Source organism: Aquibacillus albus, assembly GCF_016908325.1.
Taxonomy (GTDB): domain Bacteria; phylum Bacillota; class Bacilli; order Bacillales; family Amphibacillaceae; genus Aquibacillus_A; species Aquibacillus_A albus.
Window position 1 is genome coordinate 78,431 of sequence record NZ_JAFBDR010000010.1, and the last position, 21,747, is coordinate 100,177.

Sequence of the window (21,747 nt, forward strand, 5' to 3'; positions counted from 1 at the left end):
TACATATAAAACCTATATTATTAGGCAATCTAAATACGTAAATTTACATAGAGAGGTGTGCAGATATATTTAGATAGTTCATTCATTTTATGGAATTCAAATGTAATGAGGAGATTTGAAATGATGATATATATAGAATGGCGCAAATATTATGATTGATCATATTGGATGGAACAGCCACCACTAGCACTTGATGATGTAACATTTAATACTGGGGAAAATCGTCCAGGTTTGGCTAATGAATATATTCCCGGGACATGGTTCCTGTCCCAGGACATTGTGTCTGTCCGAAGCCACTATAAAGCAGCTTCTCCTGCCAATAGTAAACAGCCTGTAATACCAGCATCATCTCCTAATCCTGGATCAACAATATATTGACTTAGCTCTGGTGTTTCCACGTAGTTATTCATTTGTTTACTAAATGCCTCACGAATTAGTGGGAATAACTGTTTTTGTTTCATCACACCACCGCCCAAGATGATTTTCTCAGACCTTAGAATTAACGTGTAATCTACCAATGCTTGTGCCAAGTAATAGGCTTGAATTTCCCAAACTTTGTCCTCACTTGCTAGCTCGTGACCTTTTTTGTTATATCTACCTTCAATAGCTGGACCAGAAGCTAGACCTTCTAAACAGCCTTCATGATATGGACAAGCACCTTTATAATTGTCCTCCGGGTGTTTACGAATGAGTAAATGTCCCATTTCCGGATGACCAAAACCCTCAAGTATATTTCCATCTACAACAGCTCCACCGCCAATACCGGTTCCTACTGTTAAATAAAGACAACTATTGCTACCTTGCGCACTCCCTTTTTTATACTCACCAAAAGCTGCTGCGTTTACGTCTGTTGTCCATGCAACTGGAACTTGATAACGTTCTTTAATACTCCCCAAAAAATCAAAGTAATTCCAGCCCTTTTTTGGTGTTGTTGTAACAAAACCATAAGTATCAGAATCTTTGTTCACATCAATCGGACCAAATGATCCAATCCCAATCGACGTTAAGCTATAAGCATCAAAAAACTTATATACTTCCTCCATCGTTTCCTCTGGGATTGTGGTTGGAATACTAACTCTTTCTACAATTTCAAACTTATCATTACTTACTGCACAAACAAATTTTGTGCCACCAGCTTCAATTGCTCCGTAATACATAGTTCCCCTCCTAAATAACACTATTGTACACTTATCACTATCATTCTAATAGTAGTTTACTTAAAATCTTCCTTAAAAGAAATACTAACACAGAAACAAAGGGGTCAGACCCCCATGGAAAGTGAAGTGTATTTCAACTGCGGTAGCGTTAGGAACAAAAGTATACGAAAACAGCCATTAAACCAGAGCAAAAAATCAGGCTGTCGAGAAAGTCTCGACAGCCCGAAAAGAGAGGCCCTCTTTTTCACCAATTCTATTATTAATAACCAGTTTAAAATAAATATTATAGATTCTAAACAACATATGAAGGGGATTACCCTCCATATTCTTAGTCTTATACTAATATTATCCAAAGAATCAATGAAACTACTAATGCTGTTAGTCCTTGAACTAATGTTGCTGCTGTCTGTGCTTTGTAAGCATCTGTTACTTTCATTCCACTGAATTGAGTGACTACCCAGAAATAACTGTCATTAACATGTGATACTGTCATTGCTCCTGCACCAATAGCCATAACAACAAGCGCTAGTGGAATAGCTCCTTCGATTCCCATTTGTGGCAGTAATGGAGCAATTAATGATGATGTGATAACCAATGCTGCTGTTGAAGATCCTTGCGCTGACTTTAACAATGCAGCTACAATAAATGGGATTAACAATAAAAGAGCGCCTTGTAATAAACCACCATCAGCAATTCCTTGAATGATCTCCGCTACAGGCGTAGCTTTTATTACAGAACCAAACGCGCCACCAGCACCAGTAATCAATAGAATAGTAGCGGCATCCTTAATTCCTTGACCTACCCACCCATTTAACGTTTCTTCGTTAAATTTAGGCATTAATGCAAATGATACTAAGACCCCAACTAATAAGGCAACAACTGGAGAACCTAAGAATAATAGAATTTCAGCAAATCCGCCTGTCCATTGGAAAAAATTAACAACTGAACCTATCCCAATTAAGACTATCGGTAAAACAATTGGAGCAAAGGATTTAAATGATGATGGTAACTCACCAAAGGATTTTACTATTTCATCATAGTCTAAATCGTTATCCCCTTCACCTTCAATCTCAATTTTACTAGCTACTTTCACTGCCCATAAATATCCAGCAATTATTGTTGGTATCGCTACAATGATACCGATTAAAATAATGGTTCCAAGATAATCACTAGCTCCAATGTTACCAGCTGCTGCGATTGGGCCTGGTGTAGGTGGTACTAGTGTGTGTGTTGCATATAAACCTGTAGCTAATGCAACTGCCATCGACGCTAGAGCTACTTTGGCACGCTTAGCAAGCGCTTTCTTTAAACTAGATAAAATAACATATCCAGAATCACAAAATACAGGAATACTGACAATTGCACCAATTAATGACATTGCTAACTGTGGTCGTTTCTCTCCAACTAAACGTAAAACAACTTCTGCCATTCGAAGTGCTGCACCGGATTTTTCTAAAATAGTACCAATAATTGTACCGGCTACAATGACAATCCCAATGTATCCCATTAAACCGCCGAATCCACCATTTACCGCTTCAACAATCTCGTTAAGTGGTAACCCAGCTAAAAGTCCTACTAAAAAAGCTGCAAATAATAGAGATAAAAATGGATGTAGCTTTAACTTTGCTGTAGCAAAGACAATAAATCCAACTCCTAATACAATAACTAACATTAACCATAATCCTGACATATTCCCCAATCTCCTTCTTTATATTTTTGCTCGAAGTAAACGAGCTATATTTTTTGTTTCAGAATATAAAAGTTCGCCTGCTCGTATCATACATTCTTCAAGTCTCATTGGACCCTTAGTAATAGAATGACAACTAATAAAATCCTCATATAACTTTTCAAACCCTTTGCCAAGGCTACCCGAAACAAGTGAAGTATTAACGTTATACTGTTTTGCTACTTTTGCAACATAGGAAGGGACTTTACCATATAAGGTTTGGTAATCACTTTGTCCTTCACCAGTCAAAACCCAATCAGCTTTATGAATAGCTTCGGCCAAATTTGAAAATTCAGCTACCAGTTTAGCACCTGACTCAAGCTTACTATTTAAAAGTAAGAAAGCGAACCCAAGCCCTCCTGCTGCTCCAGCTCCACCGAGATTCAAAACATTTTTGTTTAATGTTTGTTCAATGACTTCCCCATAACTTTTTAATGCCTGATCAAGTTCTTCAACCATTTGTTTATCAGCCCCTTTTTGCGGGCCAAATATATAGGAAGCTCCTTTTGGGCCACAAAGGGGATTATCAACATCCGATGCGATTTGAAAATAACAATCCTTAATGATTGACTTCATCGTGCTGAAATCTACTTTCCTAACCTTACCAACAGAATGTCCATAAGGCTCTATAACTTCATTATTTTCATCAAGGAAGGTAACGCCTAATGCTTGTAGCATACCTAATCCACCATCGTTGGTAGCACTTCCTCCAAGACCTACGATAAATCTACGACACCCTTTATCGGCTGCGTCCAAAATGACTTCCCCTATGCCATAAGACGTTGTATTCAGTGGATTTAACTTATCTTTGGGTACCATTGGTAGTCCAGCTATATTTGCCATTTCAATCACAGCAGTATTCATGTCCCCAAGCATACCATACACTGTTTTAATTTTTTCACCTAAAGGACCTGTAGCTTCTACTTCTATTTGTTTCCCATTTGTTGAATAAACTAGTGTATCTAGTGTCCCTTCTCCCCCATCTGCCATGGGAATGACCCGAATGTTGAATCCATCCCATTCATCCTCAAAGGCTTTCCTCATCATAGTTCCTGCATTAAGTGCACTTAAACTTCCCTTAAAAGAATCTGGAGCTATTACAATATTCATGTTTAACACCTTTTCATATATTTTGATTTTCTTTCATACTACCTAATTAAGGTAAACGATTACAACATGCAAAAGTCCGACATTTTTCTCATAATACTTAAAATAATTGTGCAAATGCACAATTATAAAATGAATTCTACAATTGTTTGATTATCAAAATTATTCTAAGCGTCATAGCATCATCAAATTTACGAGGATCCAACCCTATTTGATTTTGAATACTTTCTAACCTATAGATTAATGTATTTCGGTGAATATGAAGCTTAGATGCCGTTTCTTTCATATTAATCTGACATTCAAACAATACGTGTAAAGTTTCAATAAGTTCATCATTTAAATCGAAGTAATAATGATCTAAGAACACCTGCCTTTTTTCTTCTGGAATTTGTTTTACCAAACGAATGATTCCCCATTCGTGTATATGAGCAATCCGTTTTGTGCATTGAAATTTATCCATTATACCAATACTATCCATCGCTTCGAAAAAGGACTTCCGATATCCCTTTACACCATGATATTTCTCACCTATTCCGATTTTTAAATCCTTATAATTTTTATCCAGGTCTTTTAAAATGTGCTCTGCGACGGGAAGGATTTCTTTACATTGAATACCAATGACACAGTAGCTATCTTCAAAAAAAGCATGAAAAAGCACGGATGGTATTAATGATTTAATTCTCTTATAGATATCTTCCTGGATTGCCTGTCGTTCATATACACCCTTTCGTTCCATAGTTGGCTTATTAAATGAAACGACTAAAATTTGTACTTGTTCGGATGAATTAATATTTAAATAATGTCGAGCATAAGCATCTGTCCTTTTTTCATCAAAGTAATGTGGATGTACTAAATCAAGTACCCAATTTTCCATTAAAGTTTTTTGGTAGTGAAGTTGATTATTAAAATGTACCTGTTGAACCAACACCTCTACTGTTACTTTAATTACATGAACAAATTGCGAAAGTTCATCCGGGTGACCCGTAACACCTACAACACCTATAATCTCACCAAGAAATTCTATAGGTAGATTAACCCCTTCTCTAGAACCACTGTATTTTCCACGTTCCTTTGGGTAAATAACTAACGGTGATTGATTGTTAATAACATGAAATGCACCCTCATGAACCTGTTGGAGACGGTTTGAATCTGTACTAGCTACAATGACACCTTTATCATTCATAATATTGATATCAAAATTAACGTCATTCTTTAACTTTTCGATGATAGGCAAAGCCAAATCTGCTGATATTCTCATATTATTTCACTCCTGTTCTGGACAGAGGGACAGGTTCCTTGTCCCACCATACTAAATCACAAAAAGAACAAAGGTGCAAGATTCACCTTCCCAAATGAATCGTGCACCTTTGTGTCTATTACACCCTATAAAAAACTAGCAAATACCAGAACGAGTTTAGTCTAAATCCTTTAGCATCGCTTTTATTCCCGCGATGTTAATCCCCTTGTCTATTAACGCTTTTATCTCTCTTAACCTGTTAATATCGTTAAGCGAAAAAACCCTTCGATTACCCTCATTTCTTGCAGGCTTAACAAGTTCCTGTTTCTCATAATAACGAATTTGTCGGCCAGATAACTTAGTCAATTCCTTTACTACACTGATTGGAAAAGTTGCTACATCATTAGGAATATCTTTACTCAAGCCCCCTCCTCCTCTTCGCTGCTCCTATCTATCCACTATTAGTAAAGCATCCCCGGAAATATCCACTCTTTGAACGAGATGATTTGTCCGTGAATGGGATTATTCACCTTTGACCATTCCAAATGGATAATCAGCCTGGACTATCAATTAAAAAGAAAGCAAAGGAGCCGAGTATTCCCCCAACTCACTTTGCATTTTCTTCCTTGCCAATTCTTCTATTTTTATAACTTTATCGTGAAGCTCATTTCATTGGTGACGATTGAGTAGAACTGTGATCATTCACCTGTTATCAACACCAGCGAATTTTCAATCATCAACAATTCCCTTATTTTAATCAGCAGCTTTCTTTTTACGCACCTTTCTTATCATTAGGGTGAGGAATATTTTCCGGGTATCCATATCCACCGTGTTCACTTAAGTCAAGACCAACAATTTCTTCTTCTTCCGTTACACGGATTCCACCCATCACTTTATCCATAACTTTTAAAATAATAAATGCGGCTACGAAAGCATAAAGACCACTAGCAACAACACCTAAGATTTGAACACCTAACTGCGTGAAGCCACCGCCATAGAACAGTCCGGCTTGACCCCAGCCAATATCTGTTGAGAACGCAGGTACTGCAAAGAATCCGTTAGCAATTGTACCCCAAACACCCACTGTACCGTGAACAGATAACGCAAAGATTGGATCATCAATTTTCGCTTTATCAAACAGTTTCATACTATATACGACAATGATACCACCAATCAAACCGATTACTACCGCAGCCCACGGTTCCACAAAACCTGCCGGAGCTGTTATTGCTACTAGACCAGCTAATGCACCATTCAATGTGGTAGGAACATCTGCTTTTCCAGTTAATGCCCATGCAACAAACATCGCAGCAACAGCACCCGCACCTGCAGCTAACTGTGTATTTAAAATAACAAATCCAAAGAATGCATCAGCAACTCCAAACGTACTAGCTCCGTTAAAACCAAACCAACCTACCCAAAGAAGTAGAACACCTAACGCAGTAAAAACTTGGTTATGACCTGCAAGATCATTAGATGAACCATCTTTGTTATATTTTCCAATACGAGGCTTCAAGATAATGGTTGCCGCTAATGCAGCCATCGCACCAGTTAAGTGTACAACGGTGGAACCAGCAAAGTCTTGCTTTCCGTGGTCAGCTAACCAACCTGCACCCCAGATCCAATGTGCTACTACTGGGTAAATTACTGCAGAGAATAAAATTGCAAAAATAACATAAGCAGATAATTTCGCACGCTCCGCAAATCCTCCAAACGCAATTGTCATAGCAACTAAAGCAAACATCATTTGAAAGATAAAGTCTACAGCAGGAGATAATCCTTCTCCAGCGAATGATGCATCACCATAAAAGAAATCAGTTAATCCAATGAATCCATTTCCTTCACCATAAATAAATCCCCATCCAATTGCCCAGAAAACTAAAGATCCAATACCAGCTGTGAAGATTGTTTTACCAGCAATGTGACCAGCATTTTTCATTCTAGTCGAACCAGCTTCTAGTAAAATAAATCCTCCCAACATGAGAAAAACTAAAATTGTACCCATTATCACCCACAAATTATCCATTAGTGCTAATTCCATTAAAACTTCTCCCCTTCCGTGTTAAAAGAGTTAACATCTCTTGTTAATTACTAATCTAACAGCATTGCATTTTTCACACAATAAAATTGTAAGATTATCTTACAAGGTAATTATTCACTTTGACTTTTTGTATCCGATACCATCTAAATAAGCTCGGGCATAAAAGAGGATTTAATTTTTTTCTTTGAATAGAGAGTACGTGTTTATTTTGCTTAAGCGTAGTGAGTCTATAACTATATTTGAAGATTAAATCGTGGCTAATTCGGTATTACTCCTTTTTTAAATTCCTTCTCGCTCCTGTCTATTTGTATATTGCAAGTACTATGGTATAATTTAACTATATAGTCATATAATAAAAACAGACCACAGCTGGGAACTGTGGCCTGTAGATAAGCGGTTCCCCCAGAGGGATCGGCTATCCTTTATACGGATAGACCTCACCTAGTCACTTGTTGGGTAAATAGGGAGGTCTATTTTTTATTGATCAGAGATACGATCAAAGCGAGCAAAGCAACGATAAAGGTTCCGAAGCTAAATAATACAACGAAACTCTCGTACATGCTCAGAGGCATCACCCCCTTTCGACGGGGTTAGCCGACCTCTCCTAAAGAACATTATCTTACTAGATTGTATCATAAATGCGCAATAAAGGGAATGTATGTTCTATATACGATTTTGATCAGAGGAACACTGGACCTGTTCCACCCCCGTCCCATACCATTATGATAGAATGAATGCTAGTAACTCTTTTACTGGACGGTGCTAGCAATGAAAGAAACAGATAAACGTAAAGAGGCAGATTTATATCAACCTATCCAAAAATATTTTGTACGTAAGGGGTATGAGGTCTATGGTGAGGTTAAAGATTGTGATATAGCAGTTGTTAAAGATGATATTTTGATTCTCGTTGAATTAAAGTTGAACTTAAGTGTGGACCTGCTTATCCAAGCCACAAAAAGGCAAAAATTATCGGACCATGTGTACATTGCCGTACCAAAACCCAAAAATTACAAACCTCGCTCAAGAAAATGGAGAGATATATGCCATTTAGTAAATAGATTAGAGCTAGGCCTTATCCTCGTTTCATTTTCAGGAAATCGCAAAAGAGTAGAAATTGCCATTGAGCCAACACCTTTTCATCGCCCAATAAGTATGGGAAAAAGCAAGTACCTTCGACAAGCAATTTTAAAAGAAATCCATGGACGAAGTGCCGATTATAATATTGGAGGTTCCAGCAGAAAGAAAATTATGACCGCTTACCGAGAGAATTGTATCCAGATTGCTTGTTATCTTGATCAAGCAGGTGAATTATCACCAAAGGAATTAAAACAAATGGGAACAGGGAACAAAACGCAATCGATCTTAAGCAAAAACTATTATGGGTGGTTTGTTCGAGTAAAAAGAGGTGTCTATGCTCTCAGTGAAAAAGGCAAGCTAGCGATGAAAGAATATCCTGATCTTGTCGAGTATTACCAGAAATAACGGATTATCCTTTTTATTTTTTTAGGGCTATAAACCGATAGAGGCATATTTATCGTATAAGAATTTACTTGAATAGCTTGCTTTTTCAAATCTCATTTCCCTATATTTTCCCATACACTCACGAAACTAACATGGTCCTTATCTATCCCTACAAGGTTATGGTTGGTTTGCTACCATTAGCTGCATGAAACAGAGGGACACGGAACCTGTCCCCATGTCCCATGCAATTAAGAAATGGGTGAAGTAACTTTTGGTTCTTTTAATACATCAATAATTTTACGAAACAGATTTAAATCCTCTTTATAATCTTCCGGAGTTGTTTTAGGAATCATTCCTTTTGTTACTACATCATATAAGTATTCTAGTTCATGGGTATATGGATCTTTAAATGTTGGACGTATTACCTTTTCTTGATAGTTTCCATCAATTGTCTCCTTAATTATCAAGTTTGTAGGTAAATGACGAATATAAGGGTTATCGTATTGAACTTTTATTTGTTTATTTTGACCAAACACTTCAATGTGAGCATCAAATCTAATAATATTGTCAACTCCCGTTTCAAAACTTGCATAAAAATTATCGTACTGAAAAACGGCATTGATAAATCGTCCACCATTCCACTGAGATGCAGAAGCTACTCTATTTGGAACTCCAATTATTTCTCTCATCGCTGATAGATCATGGCTGCTTAACCCACAAAGTAAACGATAAGCTGAAGCTAATTCCTTGGTGGCACCCTCCCCAATTGCTTCTGCTACCATACTTTTTGCTCGATCTTCCTTCTCATTGATTACTTCCTGTGGAATATCATTAAATCGATACACGTTGCTACTTTGTTCAATGAACAAGCTATTTTGTCCAATAATATCCCGAATTTTGGCATAGTTAATTCGGGACAAATCTTGGACTTCTTTTATTGCTGCTGTAAAGGCTGGAGCAAACCTTCTCATATAGCCAACCATGACTTGAACGCCATACTTGTCTCGAGCATTAATAATCGCATCTGCATCTGATTGAGTAAGACACATTGGTTTTTCAACTAATACATGTTTTTGGTTTTCTATAGCAGATATTACAGATTCAGTATGGTATTCATCACTATTTAAAACAAATACTACGTCTAAATCCTCCTGTCTAGTTAGTTGTTTAGAATCATTATATAAATTTGTAACCCTATATTTTTCACCCATCGTATCTAATAGCTGTTGTGAAATGTCACATAAAGCTGAAATTTGATATCGATGAGATAGCGACTCTAAAATAGGTAAGTGGATAATCTGCGCTACTTCCCCTAAACCAATGACACCAACCTTTAATTTTCTTGCCGTCATAAATCCACTCCTTACTTTTCATTTACTCTTAGTATCATTCATCACCAACATTAAAACGCTTACATAATTTTTGTATAAAGGACTTTGAACTAACTTTGAAGGCTGCTTTAAAGTAATAGTATTGCTGTACAGGCTATTTGTCTTCACAAAAAAATTAGAATTTCACCTCCATTCTAAGCCTGACTCTTTGCCAGCTTCATAAATAAATCCTTAAAAATAACATCACGATTCACATGATGAGCATATCTCATAAAATGTCTTGAGGAATCAAAGCTCCAGGTTACTTGATCCGTTAAAATGGGACTATGAACCAACTGCGTTGGCACAGCTTTATCATTATGAATAAGGTATGCAATAGCAGAAATATCCCAAATGACCTTCGAATAGGCAAAATGATCATCATGATAATCTTTAAATCTCTTAGCCAAGAAATCTCCAATAGCACCTTTACCTGCTACAAAATTCTCTACCTCTGAAAGTGTTGTATGCAGATGAGAAGTTACTCCCATACAAGGTATTTGAACCAATGGAACACCAGAATTAAATACTACTTGCGCGGACAAAACATCCTGCTTTAAATTGAATTCCTTTGTATCAGGCCAGTGCAAAGCATTTCCACCTAGCCATACAACAACAATTTTTCCAACGATTTTCGGCTCAATTAAAATAGCTGAAGCAATGTTGGTAATTGCCCCTATTGCAACAACATACAATGGAGAATCCTCTGTTGCAGTCATAGCCCGATTAACTAAATCTAATGCTGCTTCACTGTGATATGGATGTTCTGAACTTTGCAAATAACCTCTAGATCCCTTATATACAAAGTTTTCAGAAGATACATTTATTCGCTGTAAGATTCTTAATATTTCGTCATAACTTTTTTCCATCCCGTCTTCAGGTCCAGATGACTTACTATTATGAAAAGGTGCAGCATAGATTGCCTCCACATCTAATTGATCTTGTGATTGAAGCGCATACACTATTGCAAATTGGTCATCAACTTCATTAAACGTATCTGTATCAAGAACCATACGAACTTTTGAAGTAGGTGGCGTTAACTTTTTTAGCGTCGCTTCATCTTTCATTTTAGGAAAATTCATTCTTATACTCTCCTTTTATTTTACTATAAGTAATCGTTTACATACCTTATATTAAGAAGATTTTAAATTAGAACCAAAAAATTAATTATGATGTTTTTTAGCTTCATTATATTTCTGATGTAGTTGATAAAATGATAGAAGGTGGTTAATACATAATGAACTACGAATAAGCACTAGTTTTCTAAAGTTATAGGTGAGTAGCCTGGGTTTGTGAACATAAGTTATATCATTGATTCAATGGTTTCACATCAAATTGTGTCTTACTTACAAAGAAAGTGATATACACCGGACTTGTCCCTCTGTCCCATAAAAACTTACCATAAGGCACAATACTTAGTTTACCGAATGAATGAAGTTTGGTAAAATTTAGATAAGAAAACAAGAAAGCGTTTTCTTTAATAAAACTGCGCGTAACAGTTATAAAATGGAGGGAATTTAATGGGAAAGACAAATGGATTGGAACACCGTATGGCGAGCAAGACAATCAAATTAGTGGATGTTTCAGGAAATCCTGTTGCAGGAAAGGAAGTGTCCCTTAACCAGACAAACCATAAGTTTCTATTTGGCAGCGGCATTTTCGATGTAGTAGACGTAGCAAACAAAAGTGTACCAGCAGACAAACTTGCTTTTTTGGAAGAAAAACTAGAAAAGTTTTTAGATGTATTTAACTTTGGAACACTACCATTCTATTGGGGAAGATTCGAGCCTGAAAAAGGAAAACCTCAGACGAAAGAATTAAAGGCTGCTGCACAGTGGTTAAAGGAAAGAAACGTAGCAGTGAAAGGACACCCTCTTTGCTGGCACACCGTAACTGCTCCATGGCTTCTCGATATGAGCAATGAAGAAATCCTGAAAACACAGTTTGCTAGAATTGAACGAGAAGTATCCGACTTCAAAGGATTAGTCGATATGTGGGATGTACTCAATGAAGTTGTGATCATGCCAATTTTTGATAAGTATGACAATGGGATTACAAGAATTAGTAAAGATCTTGGTCGTGTTGGTATTGTTAAAGAAATGTTTGCAAAAGCACGTGAATCCAATCCTGGCGCGACACTATTATTAAATGACTTTAATACATCGATTAACTATGAAATCTTAATTGATGGATGTTTACATGCAGGTGTTCCAATTGATGCGATTGGCATTCAGTCTCATCAGCATCAGGGATATTGGGGGCGTGAGAAATTAGAGGAAGTATTAGATCGCTTCTCACATTTTGGTCTTCCGATTCACTTCACAGAAAACACATTAACATCCGGACATATCATGCCACCTGACATTGAAGACCTGAATGATTATCAGATTCCAGAATGGCCATCGACACCAGAATTTGAAGAACGTCAGGCAAAAGAAGTCGAAGAAATGTATTCTATTTTATTTAAACATCCTCAGGTAGAAGCCATTACAAACTGGTCCTTCAGTGATGATGGTGCATGGCTAGGTGCTCCTGCTGGATTTATCCGAAAAGATAATACCCCTAAACCAGCTTATGAAGTATTAAAGAAACTAATCAAAGATGACTGGCATACCAATGTGACAAGTAAAACAGATGACAACGGAAACCTTTCATTTGAAGGATTCCTTGGTGATTATGATCTTGTTTGTGGAGATAAGAAAGTAAGCTTTCAATTAGATCAAGAGGCTGAAGAAACAGTTCAGATCGTAGTGTAATTAATAGCAACGAACGGTAGTAACGACATGATCTATTTGAGAATACCTGTCTTCGGATCTTGTATATTTATCTGTTTAAAGTCCTTTGGTAGTTGATTTATGTACTTATATTAGCGACCCACTAAAAATCAAAGAAACCTCTTATAAAAGGCGCTTTTTAGCTAAGGCGCCTTTTAATCATTTATATATGTCTCCTCTACTACCTGCGGAAATAACGTAAAGTTCCAGCATAAATACCCTTCAGTTTCATATAAATGAACTAATCATAATAGACTGGGGGAATGATGATGACAAATGAATTAGAGGTGGAGAAATCCTTTGAACTATCGGAGGAAATATTAAAGAAATACTATGATTTAAACATCCAGAAAAAAGAATTAGAGAAAGAAATGAATCAGATCAAAAAACAAATTCATAACTACTTAGATGAAAGCATTGGAAAAGAACAAAAAGGTGAAGTGAAACGAGGGAAATATAAGGCACAGCGCACCATTCGCTCTTCCGTTAATTACGATGAAGAGAAGACAGTACAAAAATTGGAAGAATTAAATTTAGAAGACTTTACCTTACTAGTAAAACGACCAGATATAGAAAAACTAGAAGCTGCAATTAAAATCGATTTAGTTAAAGAAGATGAGTTCGTGGATTGTAAAACGAATAGGTTGTCTCAAGCTATCACCGTTAAGGAATTAAGCTTATAGATACTAGAATAGAAAAACGATTGTGCGACACGGGGACAGGTTCCATCTCTCTTCCTGTAAACGTAAATAAGACGAAGGAGTCCCTTCGTCTTATTTCATGTTAACTATAAATCATTATTGATCATTTGTTTTGTAGCCTCTACTTTAAATGGAGCTTTTCGAACTAATACAAAATAGGATAAAAATGCTAAAAAGCTTGCTGAAGCGATAACAATCCCCATCGGAATAGCTGTATCTTCTCCTGCTATTCCCGCAAGAGGAGCAATGAAAGATCCGAGCACAAACGGCAATACACCTAGTAATGCAGATGCACTTCCTGCAATATGTCCCTTTGTTTCGATAGCCAATGAAAAACAAGATGTTGCAATAATACTGATGGAAGTTACGAGAAAGAAAATAGGAACGGCAACAAATACTAATGGTGCTTTTAAAAGAAGAGCCATAAGCAATAAAATAGCAGCAGAATTAGACATAGTTAAACCTATCTTCAAAAAAGTTTTCTCCGAAACAGCCGATACTCGCCCAACCATTTGAGTACCAATGATTAATCCAAAACCATTTACACCAAATAAGAAACTAAATACTTGAGGCGAAACTCCATAAATATTTTGATAAACAAAAGGAATACCGGCTACATAAGCAAAAATTCCGGCAATCGTAAAACCTTGTGCAAAAGCATAACCTGTAAATTCACGGTCCTTTAATAAGGAGCCAAAATTGCCGACCACTTGCTTAAAATTGCTTGGTATACGCTTTTCCGTTGGTAATGTTTCTTCCAGCTTCAATGAAACAGCCAGAGTTAAAATCAAACTTACGCACGCCAAGACAACGAAAACCACATGCCAATTTGCAAAAGAGAGAATAGCACCGCCTAGTACCGGTGCAACAATTGGACCGAGATTTCCGATCAACATCAAGTTAGCAAAAAACTTCGTTAGTTCTCTTCCACTAAAGAGATCTCGAACGATCGCTCTTGAAATAACAAGTCCACCTGCAGCTGCAAAGCCTTGTATGAAACGAGAAACGATTAAAACATAAATGTTAGGTGCTACAGCACATGTTAAAGAAGATAGCAAATATAAGCCGAGAAAAATCAGCAATGGTTTACGGCGACCTTGCACATCACTCATTGGCCCAATGATTAACTGCCCCAAGCCTAGTCCTAACAAGCAAGTGGTTAAACTAATTTGTACTAAGGAAGCATTTGTATGAAATTCTTCTACAATCGTTGGAAAGGAAGGCAAATACATATCTATTGTGAAAGGACCTAATATGGAAAGCGATCCCAATAGAAAAGCCAGCTGTAACCGTTTAGTCTTTGTTAATGTATCCAATTTTCTAACACCCTTTCTACATAGAATTTTGTATTAAACCTTATTAGTTATTAAACTTTCAATCTCTTACCACCTTAAATAGTGTATAACGTTAGAGAAAATTTTTCACTAATTATGCAATTTTATTATTTTGGTAAATGAAATATTAGCCTTGTTAAAGCTTGCCATAGACTATATATAGGCTACCTATTCTATTCATTTCAAGCACTTTTTCCCGGCTAAAATCCAATTTTTAGAACTTGAATCTAAGCTCAAACAATTTATAATGTAGTTAAAGAGGAGGGATAAAAGATGGAAAAGACAGGGTTAAATCAAATCCTAGATGCACTTAAACTTCACGGAGAGCAGGTAAACTCAAAGTTTGACAAAATAGGCACACGTATAGACAACTTAGAAAAACAAATGAATGACCGCTTTGAACATATGGATGAACGCTTCGAACATATGGATAAACGTTTTGAAGATATGGAAGAACGTTTTGAAGATATGGAAGAACGTTTTAAACATATGGACTCGCGCTTTGATCGTGTTGAAAGTAAAATGTCTGGGTTAAGAGTTGATTTATCAGAAACCCAAGAAACTGTTGACTACTTATCCACTAAGTCGGTTCAACATGAGAAAAAGCTTCGTATCCTTTCCGAACAGCAAAAATAGCCTCTCGCTGTGTTTCCACATATAACTAGAGCCTTCTCTTTGCCCACGAACCATACTCGGTGAAGAACAGGCTTTTTTATTTTGCAAAATACAGGTATCAGGCACTTGCGATGGACATATATGTAACGCCTGTCCACTCTTATAATTAATGAACAACAGCAGATCGTTATCGGTTCAATTCGGGAAATAAGAAGATTAATAAATTGAGAAGGGAAAATGGAGGTCCTCCTAATTTGGATAAATTTAAATGTAAAGTTTAAAGATATATTTGTTACAAGAGCTACTATTATCTTTCGAAGAATTATTGAGATGTTCGTAATTTGTGGATTTCCATATCATGCTTTGATACTTCATTGCGAAGGTAATCAATATCATATGCACTATTTCTTATTTCTTTCAGCAATTCTTTATGTCTAGCTTCATTTACTTCACGATCACGCTTTGCCTCCTCCGTTAGTTGTTTTATCATTTTGGTGTTTTCATGAACCATTCTGTTGTTTTCATGAACCACTTTGTTATTTTCTAGCACCAATTCATTATTTTCTAACACCATTTTATTACTTTTTGCTACCATCTGAATCAACTGCTCCATATGCGCTTCGATACGATCTAAACGTTCTTCACTCATTATATCACCTCCTTATTATTTGATTTATTATAACACAAATTTAGTGTATAAAAATCAGTTTAAAAATAAACTTTTTTCATTCGATGTCGATTCAAGGGTAGTTTGACACCATGCTATCGAATCCCTCTACCTAACGCTAAAAAACCCGATGGCGGTAAGCCCTCGGGTTTATTCCTATTTTGTTCCATTAGATAACTAATTTGTATCCATTTCCCTTATGATATTTTACTGACTAATATCCTTGTGCTCGATTACGAGAACCAATCAATCTCTTAGTATAGATATCATCAATGAAACAGACTCCTTTATGTCAGTACGGATGACCGATCAGTTTGGATTTCGATTTCCTGAAACATATGATCTGTTGTCACATCGTTAATAAGCTCAATTAGTCGAGAATGGTGTGTAAAGAAGATGACCTGCGTCTGTTTAGACAGCTCTAGTAATACGCTTAACGTTTCCTTTGATCTTTCGTCATCAAAGTGGACTAAGATGTCGTCTACAATAAAAGGAATGGGTTCATTATCTTTTACATACTTTTCGATGCTTGCTATGCGCAGCGCCAAGTATAGCTGGTCAGTCGACCCATCACTCATTCCTGAAACTTTAACTTTTTCATCACCATTACGAACTCCCATAATAACAGGTTGATCTTTTTCATCAAAATCAACAGTGATTCCGTCAAATGATTGCAGGGTCAGACGTTGAAAAATTTGACTAGCTCGGTTCATAATCGGACTCTGATTTTGTTCACGATAATATTCAATGCCTTTTTTCAATAGCAAAGAAGCTAACTTATGGTTCACATATTGATCGGTCAAATCTGAAATTTTTGCTAATACACTTTGTTTTGCTTCTGCTGCTTGCACAGATGCAAAGCTTGTCCCTTCAATCTTTTCTTTATATTCTTTTTTCACTACCCCATGCTCCTGTTCAAGCTCAGAACGGGTTTTATCCAATTCACTTCGATGTCGGCCTAACTCTTCTAATTGATGATCAATCAAGTCATTATCCGTTTCTCCTGCTTCATCCAATAATTGTTCGAGTGAAAGTCCGTTTCCTACTTCTACTAACTCTTCTTCTAGCTGGATGATTTTTTCCGTATACGCCTTTTTTTGATTAAAAGCAGCCTCTACCTTTTCTAGTTCTTCTAGCGTATCAGCCCCTGCTTGCTCCATTAGCTGATTTAGTTTTTCTTCTGCTTCTTTCATTTCTTGTTCGGCTGATTGTTTTTCTTGTTCGTATTGTTGTCTTTGCTCCTTTAAATTGTCTCGCTTTACTTTATCTTGCTTCGCTTTGTTCAAGGCTTGATAAAGTTGTGTGACAACCACATCCATTGCTATATCATCAGGTGTTTCAAATAGAGCATGATCTAGATCGTTTACCTTTTCATGAAATAGTTCCATCCGCTCTTTTGTTGTTTTTATTTCTTTTTCAACCTGCTTCATCTCATCAAAACTACGGACACAAGCGTCATACGTCTCTAATAGTTGCTTTACGACAGTCGGGGAGGTTTTAACCGATAGTGCGATACCACACAATGCGTTTTCCCATCTTTCTTCCCATTTTGTCATATCCTCGACTACTTCTTTTTTACGGTCCACTGCATGCTCCAGCTTCTCCTCTAAGCCTTCGATTGTTGTTTGAAAATGACTTCGTTGACTCTCTTTATCAGTTAATTTTTTTCTCATTGTTTCTGCTTGATCAACCAGCTCAGCAAGGGAGACATCATCAGAAAGAACGGTATGTTCAGATAATGCAGCGCTTAATAAGGCTTTTAGCTCTTCCTTTTTCACCTCTAGCATACGCACTTCTTTTTCTACTTTTTGTTTATCCGAAATAAGTGCTAGAATCTGCTCATATTTCTCCAGCCATTCCATCATTTCTTCTGGAGATAAAGGATGAATATTGGACGGGCGCCATTCATTCTCCCAATCTTCTTTCCACTTCACGAGTGCTTCTTCAACGTTCGCATATTCTGTTTCTAGTGTTGCTAGATTGTTTTTACTCACTTCAATGTCAGAGATCAGCTTATTTTTCTCCCCTAGCTTTTCTGCTTCTCTCCGCATCATGTCAGCTGTTTCATCGGATTCTCGAACACTTTTTTCAAATGCTAAATCAAGTGGAAGTCCTTTGGCAAAAGCGTAAAGTTCTTGGTCATCGACACGCTTATCATTTAACTTGTTACGAATGATTAGCCAGCCTGCATCCCGATGCTGTCGCAATTGGTGTAAAAGCTCTTCGGTTGGGATATCTGCCAGGGACTCAAGTTCGCGCATTCGCTTTTCATTTGCTTCCATCGATTGGTGTTCCGCATCGATTTTCTCCTTGAGTTGTTTCCGTTCATTGATAAGCTCTTGCTCATTTTTACTATATTTTTTAACGGTATTTGTTAAATTCGGTACTTGTAATTGCGTAAGTTCTTCACTTGTACCATTCCATAAAGGCAGCCGGCCAATCGCCTCTGTTATATCTTGATTCCATTGTCGGATTTGTACCTGTTTTTCGTTCAGGCGTGCTTCAATTTTCCCTTCCTCTTTTACTTGATTAATTGCCTGTTCCAGCGCATCAACATCAACTGGTTCACCCAGTGCTTCTAATGCAGTCGTATACTTTTGGATATCTTTCTTAAGTGTGACGACTTCCTTTTCTACTGTTTTCTGTTCTTGCTCCAACAGTGGATGTTGATCACTTAATTCCCGAATCGATTTCTTTTTCTCCACAGAAATACGATATTGATCGATGTAATCGATGGAATCATTCGATGCATCCACCTCTTTTAAAGCAGTCAGAACTTGTTGCTCTAAGTTTTGGTGTTCCCCTTCTAAAATAGGAAGCTGTTTTTGATCCTTTCGATAAGCCTCTACTTCCCGGTTTAACGCTTCTATCTTAGCCTCTTGATCGATAAGCCCATTAGGAATCGATAGCTTCTCTAGATCACTGTCAATCGCCTCGAGTTTATCTGTAGCATTTTTCTTCTTGCTTTCGGCTAATTCCAACTGCTGGATGCTATCTTTTCTACCTTCTTCCGCATGTTCAGACAGGTCCGGGACATGCTCCAGTTCTTTCCGTTTATCGATGGCTTCTTTACGAAGTGCAATTTTAGGCAATGTTTGTTTTAACCGACGATATTTCGCTTCTTCGGTACCTAAAACTTTAAACTGCTCTTTTAACGTTTCTATTTCCTTTTCACCATTGAAGTATTTTTGCTCCAAATCTTTCCACTCTTTAACTTTTAACTGGTTTTCAGCGATTTGTTTCGTCAGTTCTTTTTCTTCTTTTATCGCTTGGTTAATAGCTGGTTTCGAGCCACTTTTTAAATAAAGGCTGCGAGAGGCGTTTTCCAGCTCTTCTAACACATGACGAAGTACACTAATCCCAGATGCAGCAGAAAATAAGCTTTCTCCGACATTTCCATCGCTCTGCAGCAGACTTTCTCCACCCTCTCTCAAACGAACATGGTCCAGTGCAAACATATTCATAAACTGCTGCTCTGACATCCCACTTAAAAATTTTTGTACTTGTTTTTCATCCAATGGATTACCATCCAAATCTAATACTGTATTTTTCCGTCCTTTCCGACGAACGAATGGTAAGGTTTCTCCATATTGGTTTGTTAACTGACCGCCAATCCGTAATTTTTGATTATGATGGAGAAAAGAATCCGCTGTTTGTTGGGGAAAACCATATAGAAGATTAGAAACAGAGCGTAGAATGGTACTTTTCCCTGCTTCATTTGGTCCATAGAGAATATGAAAGTTTTTGTTTTCATCAAACATCAACTCATAATTGGTAAAATGTCCAAATGCCTCTAAGTGTAAAAAATCAAACCTCATTCTGCTACACACCTACCTTTGTTTGGATATGATGCAATAGTAAATCCTCTACTTCTTTTAATCTATTTTTCATCGTTTGCGGGTCTGTAAAATGAAAACCGTCCTCGCCATGTTTCAATTCATAAGGTAACGCATTCTGTATGTCCTTAAATTCCTCTAATAGTAATTGCAATGCGTCCTCGTCCTCCATGACATTTTCCAAAAACTCCAGGATCGTTGCTACAGGCGTATGTTGTTCTTGTAATTCATCAAGATTAACGAATCGTGTGGTTTTGACCTTAACTTTTTCCACCCATACTTCGCCCATTTCTAAAGCCATCGAACGAAAATTATTAACCAAGTGATCCTTATGAACAATTAATTGTTGGTGAACGGGACTTGAGCCTGTGATATGGAAACGTACGGCTAAAAATCTGCCATCCGCTTTTTGCTTAGCTTGTTCTAACTGAATTCGGGCGTCCTCGATCACATCATCGATGGTTTCAGCTGTTGATGCATCAACGGTACAAATCTCCCACCGAAGTACATCCAATGATTGATGTTCATAGGAATCGATGTAACCGTCCTTCACATGTACAATCGTACAGCCCTTATCCCCTGTCTCACCGATGTGCCTTCCTTGAATATTGCCAGGGAACAAGATAACAGGGTTTTGATCGTGCAATACTTCACGCAGGTGAATATGTCCTAATGCCCAATAATCATATCCTTTTGTAACAAGATCCTCGACAGAGCATGGTGCATAATTCTCGTGACCTTCCCGTCCAGTTGCACTCGTGTGTAAAATGCCAATGTTCAAATATCCTTCCAGCTTATGCGGATATTCCTTTGCAAGGTTGTCTGTTACTGACCTTGAGACAAAGCCTTGCCCATGGACAGCAACTTTTAATTCCTCATCTACTGTTGTTGTCGGTTGGTTTACGGAGAATTCCATAACGTTTTCAGGTAATTTCAATTCCTTAGTAATTAAACTTTGCGCATCATGATTTCCCCGAATCAGATATACTTTAATCCCTTCTTTTTGCAACCGGGTCATTTGGTTAACAAAGAATAACCCCGTATAATAATCCTTCCAATCTCCGTCATACAAATCCCCAGCAATAACTAAAAAAGAAACATTCCTCTCAATTGCTAGATTCACCAGGTTTTGTAATGCCTCACGTGTTGCATTCCGAATCTCTTCCACTGGGGCACCTTCATACTTCTCTAACCCTTTTAACGGACTATCCAAATGAATATCAGCTGCATGGATAAACGTAAATGACATAAAACCCTCTCCTAATATAGTTATCTCTATTATCTACTATAGTTAACTGTGACTGACTATTTAGAAAAGCGCAAGCGCCTTGGTCACCCCCGACAAGCTTAAGTCGAGCCTCAAAGTGGCGCTCTTTTGCCACAGTGAGGATTGACTTAAGACCTCGAGGGGGTAGGCGCTGGAGCTAGACATCAAAGCGTAAATAATTTATCTTTCTTATCTATTTTAAAAAAAGCAGAAGTCGCTTGATAAAAGCTATCCTTCTGCTCATCGTGATGAATTAAATTCATTCTAACAAAAAACCTGTCACTTTATTACTATTTTCAGTTAATTCCATATACTGTTAATATATAATAGATTTGCTGATAAAGCTAGTATATTTAACTATGGTAGATAATACATAATCAAATTTTAGCTTTGTTTTAGTTTGCCATCGATTTAATATTAACTAGCTATTCAATTAATTTTCAGCACTTTTTTC

General features: G+C 37.1%; 17 protein-coding genes. 4 read left to right on the forward strand and 13 right to left on the reverse strand.

The genetic code is table 11. The features are described 5' to 3' along the window. Window positions 1–296 precede the first annotated feature (296 nt). From JOC48_RS10490 to JOC48_RS10520, 7 genes are all read right to left on the reverse strand, one after another. Window positions 297–1,157 carry an ROK family protein gene (locus JOC48_RS10490; protein WP_204499460.1) on the reverse strand — a complete coding sequence of 287 codons (861 nt, stop codon included), beginning with the start codon at window positions 1,155–1,157 and terminating at the stop codon, window positions 297–299. 334 nt (window positions 1,158–1,491) lie between these two features. Then, complete coding sequence (locus JOC48_RS10495) at window positions 1,492–2,847, reverse strand: GntP family permease (protein ID WP_204499461.1); 1,356 nt, start codon at window positions 2,845–2,847, stop codon at window positions 1,492–1,494. 18 nt (window positions 2,848–2,865) lie between these two features. After that, complete coding sequence (locus JOC48_RS10500; RefSeq protein WP_204499462.1) at window positions 2,866–3,993, reverse strand: glycerate kinase; 1,128 nt, start codon at window positions 3,991–3,993, stop codon at window positions 2,866–2,868. Between the two features lie 136 nt (window positions 3,994–4,129). Further along, on the reverse strand, window positions 4,130–5,248 hold the full coding sequence (locus JOC48_RS10505; RefSeq protein ID WP_204499463.1) for a CdaR family transcriptional regulator: 1,119 nt from the start codon (window positions 5,246–5,248) through the stop codon (window positions 4,130–4,132). Window positions 5,249–5,404: 156 nt separating this feature from the next. Beyond that, window positions 5,405–5,650, reverse strand: coding sequence for a MerR family transcriptional regulator (locus JOC48_RS10510; RefSeq protein ID WP_204499464.1), 246 nt, complete (start codon window positions 5,648–5,650; stop codon window positions 5,405–5,407). 349 nt (window positions 5,651–5,999) lie between these two features. Beyond that, window positions 6,000–7,268: an ammonium transporter gene (locus tag JOC48_RS10515; RefSeq protein WP_204499466.1), complete on the reverse strand. Its 1,269-nt coding sequence runs from the start codon at window positions 7,266–7,268 to the stop codon at window positions 6,000–6,002. A gap of 470 nt (window positions 7,269–7,738) precedes the next feature. Continuing rightward, window positions 7,739–7,840 (reverse strand): putative holin-like toxin, encoded by a 102-nt coding sequence (locus tag JOC48_RS10520; RefSeq protein ID WP_204499468.1) that lies wholly within the window; start codon window positions 7,838–7,840, stop codon window positions 7,739–7,741. Between the two features lie 196 nt (window positions 7,841–8,036). Here JOC48_RS10520 and JOC48_RS10525 point away from each other — a divergent pair, with 196 nt between their 5' ends. Further along, complete coding sequence (locus JOC48_RS10525) at window positions 8,037–8,750, forward strand: DUF2161 domain-containing phosphodiesterase (protein ID WP_204499565.1); 714 nt, start codon at window positions 8,037–8,039, stop codon at window positions 8,748–8,750. 227 nt (window positions 8,751–8,977) lie between these two features. Here the strand turns inward: JOC48_RS10525 and JOC48_RS10530 are convergent, their stop codons facing one another. Together JOC48_RS10530 and JOC48_RS10535 are read right to left on the reverse strand one after the other, a co-directional pair. Continuing rightward, a complete protein-coding gene (locus tag JOC48_RS10530; RefSeq protein WP_204499470.1) occupies window positions 8,978–10,081 on the reverse strand; it encodes a Gfo/Idh/MocA family protein in 1,104 nt (367 codons plus the stop codon). Between the two features lie 173 nt (window positions 10,082–10,254). Then, window positions 10,255–11,181, reverse strand: a complete 927-nt coding sequence (locus JOC48_RS10535; RefSeq protein ID WP_204499472.1) for a nucleoside hydrolase — start codon at window positions 11,179–11,181, stop codon at window positions 10,255–10,257. A gap of 438 nt (window positions 11,182–11,619) precedes the next feature. Between JOC48_RS10535 and JOC48_RS10540 the strand changes: the two genes are divergently transcribed. Next, a complete protein-coding gene (locus tag JOC48_RS10540; RefSeq protein WP_204499474.1) occupies window positions 11,620–12,855 on the forward strand; it encodes an endo-1,4-beta-xylanase in 1,236 nt (411 codons plus the stop codon). 287 nt (window positions 12,856–13,142) lie between these two features. Next, window positions 13,143–13,556 (forward strand): hypothetical protein, encoded by a 414-nt coding sequence (locus JOC48_RS10545; RefSeq protein ID WP_204499476.1) that lies wholly within the window; start codon window positions 13,143–13,145, stop codon window positions 13,554–13,556. A gap of 104 nt (window positions 13,557–13,660) precedes the next feature. Here JOC48_RS10545 and JOC48_RS10550 read toward each other — a convergent pair whose 3' ends face one another. Continuing rightward, window positions 13,661–14,890: a multidrug effflux MFS transporter gene (locus tag JOC48_RS10550; protein WP_204499478.1), complete on the reverse strand. Its 1,230-nt coding sequence runs from the start codon at window positions 14,888–14,890 to the stop codon at window positions 13,661–13,663. A 291-nt stretch (window positions 14,891–15,181) separates the two neighbouring features. Between JOC48_RS10550 and JOC48_RS10555 the strand changes: the two genes are divergently transcribed. Then, window positions 15,182–15,544, forward strand: a complete 363-nt coding sequence (locus tag JOC48_RS10555; RefSeq protein WP_204499480.1) for a hypothetical protein — start codon at window positions 15,182–15,184, stop codon at window positions 15,542–15,544. A 301-nt stretch (window positions 15,545–15,845) separates the two neighbouring features. Here JOC48_RS10555 and JOC48_RS10560 read toward each other — a convergent pair whose 3' ends face one another. From JOC48_RS10560 to JOC48_RS10570, 3 genes are all read right to left on the reverse strand, one after another. After that, window positions 15,846–16,172, reverse strand: coding sequence for a hypothetical protein (locus JOC48_RS10560; RefSeq protein ID WP_204499483.1), 327 nt, complete (start codon window positions 16,170–16,172; stop codon window positions 15,846–15,848). Window positions 16,173–16,477: 305 nt separating this feature from the next. After that, on the reverse strand, window positions 16,478–20,008 hold the full coding sequence (locus JOC48_RS10565) for a YhaN family protein (RefSeq protein WP_204499486.1): 3,531 nt from the start codon (window positions 20,006–20,008) through the stop codon (window positions 16,478–16,480). Between the two features lie 4 nt (window positions 20,009–20,012). Then, complete coding sequence (locus JOC48_RS10570; RefSeq protein WP_204499488.1) at window positions 20,013–21,275, reverse strand: metallophosphoesterase family protein; 1,263 nt, start codon at window positions 21,273–21,275, stop codon at window positions 20,013–20,015. Window positions 21,276–21,747: the final 472 nt, after the last annotated feature.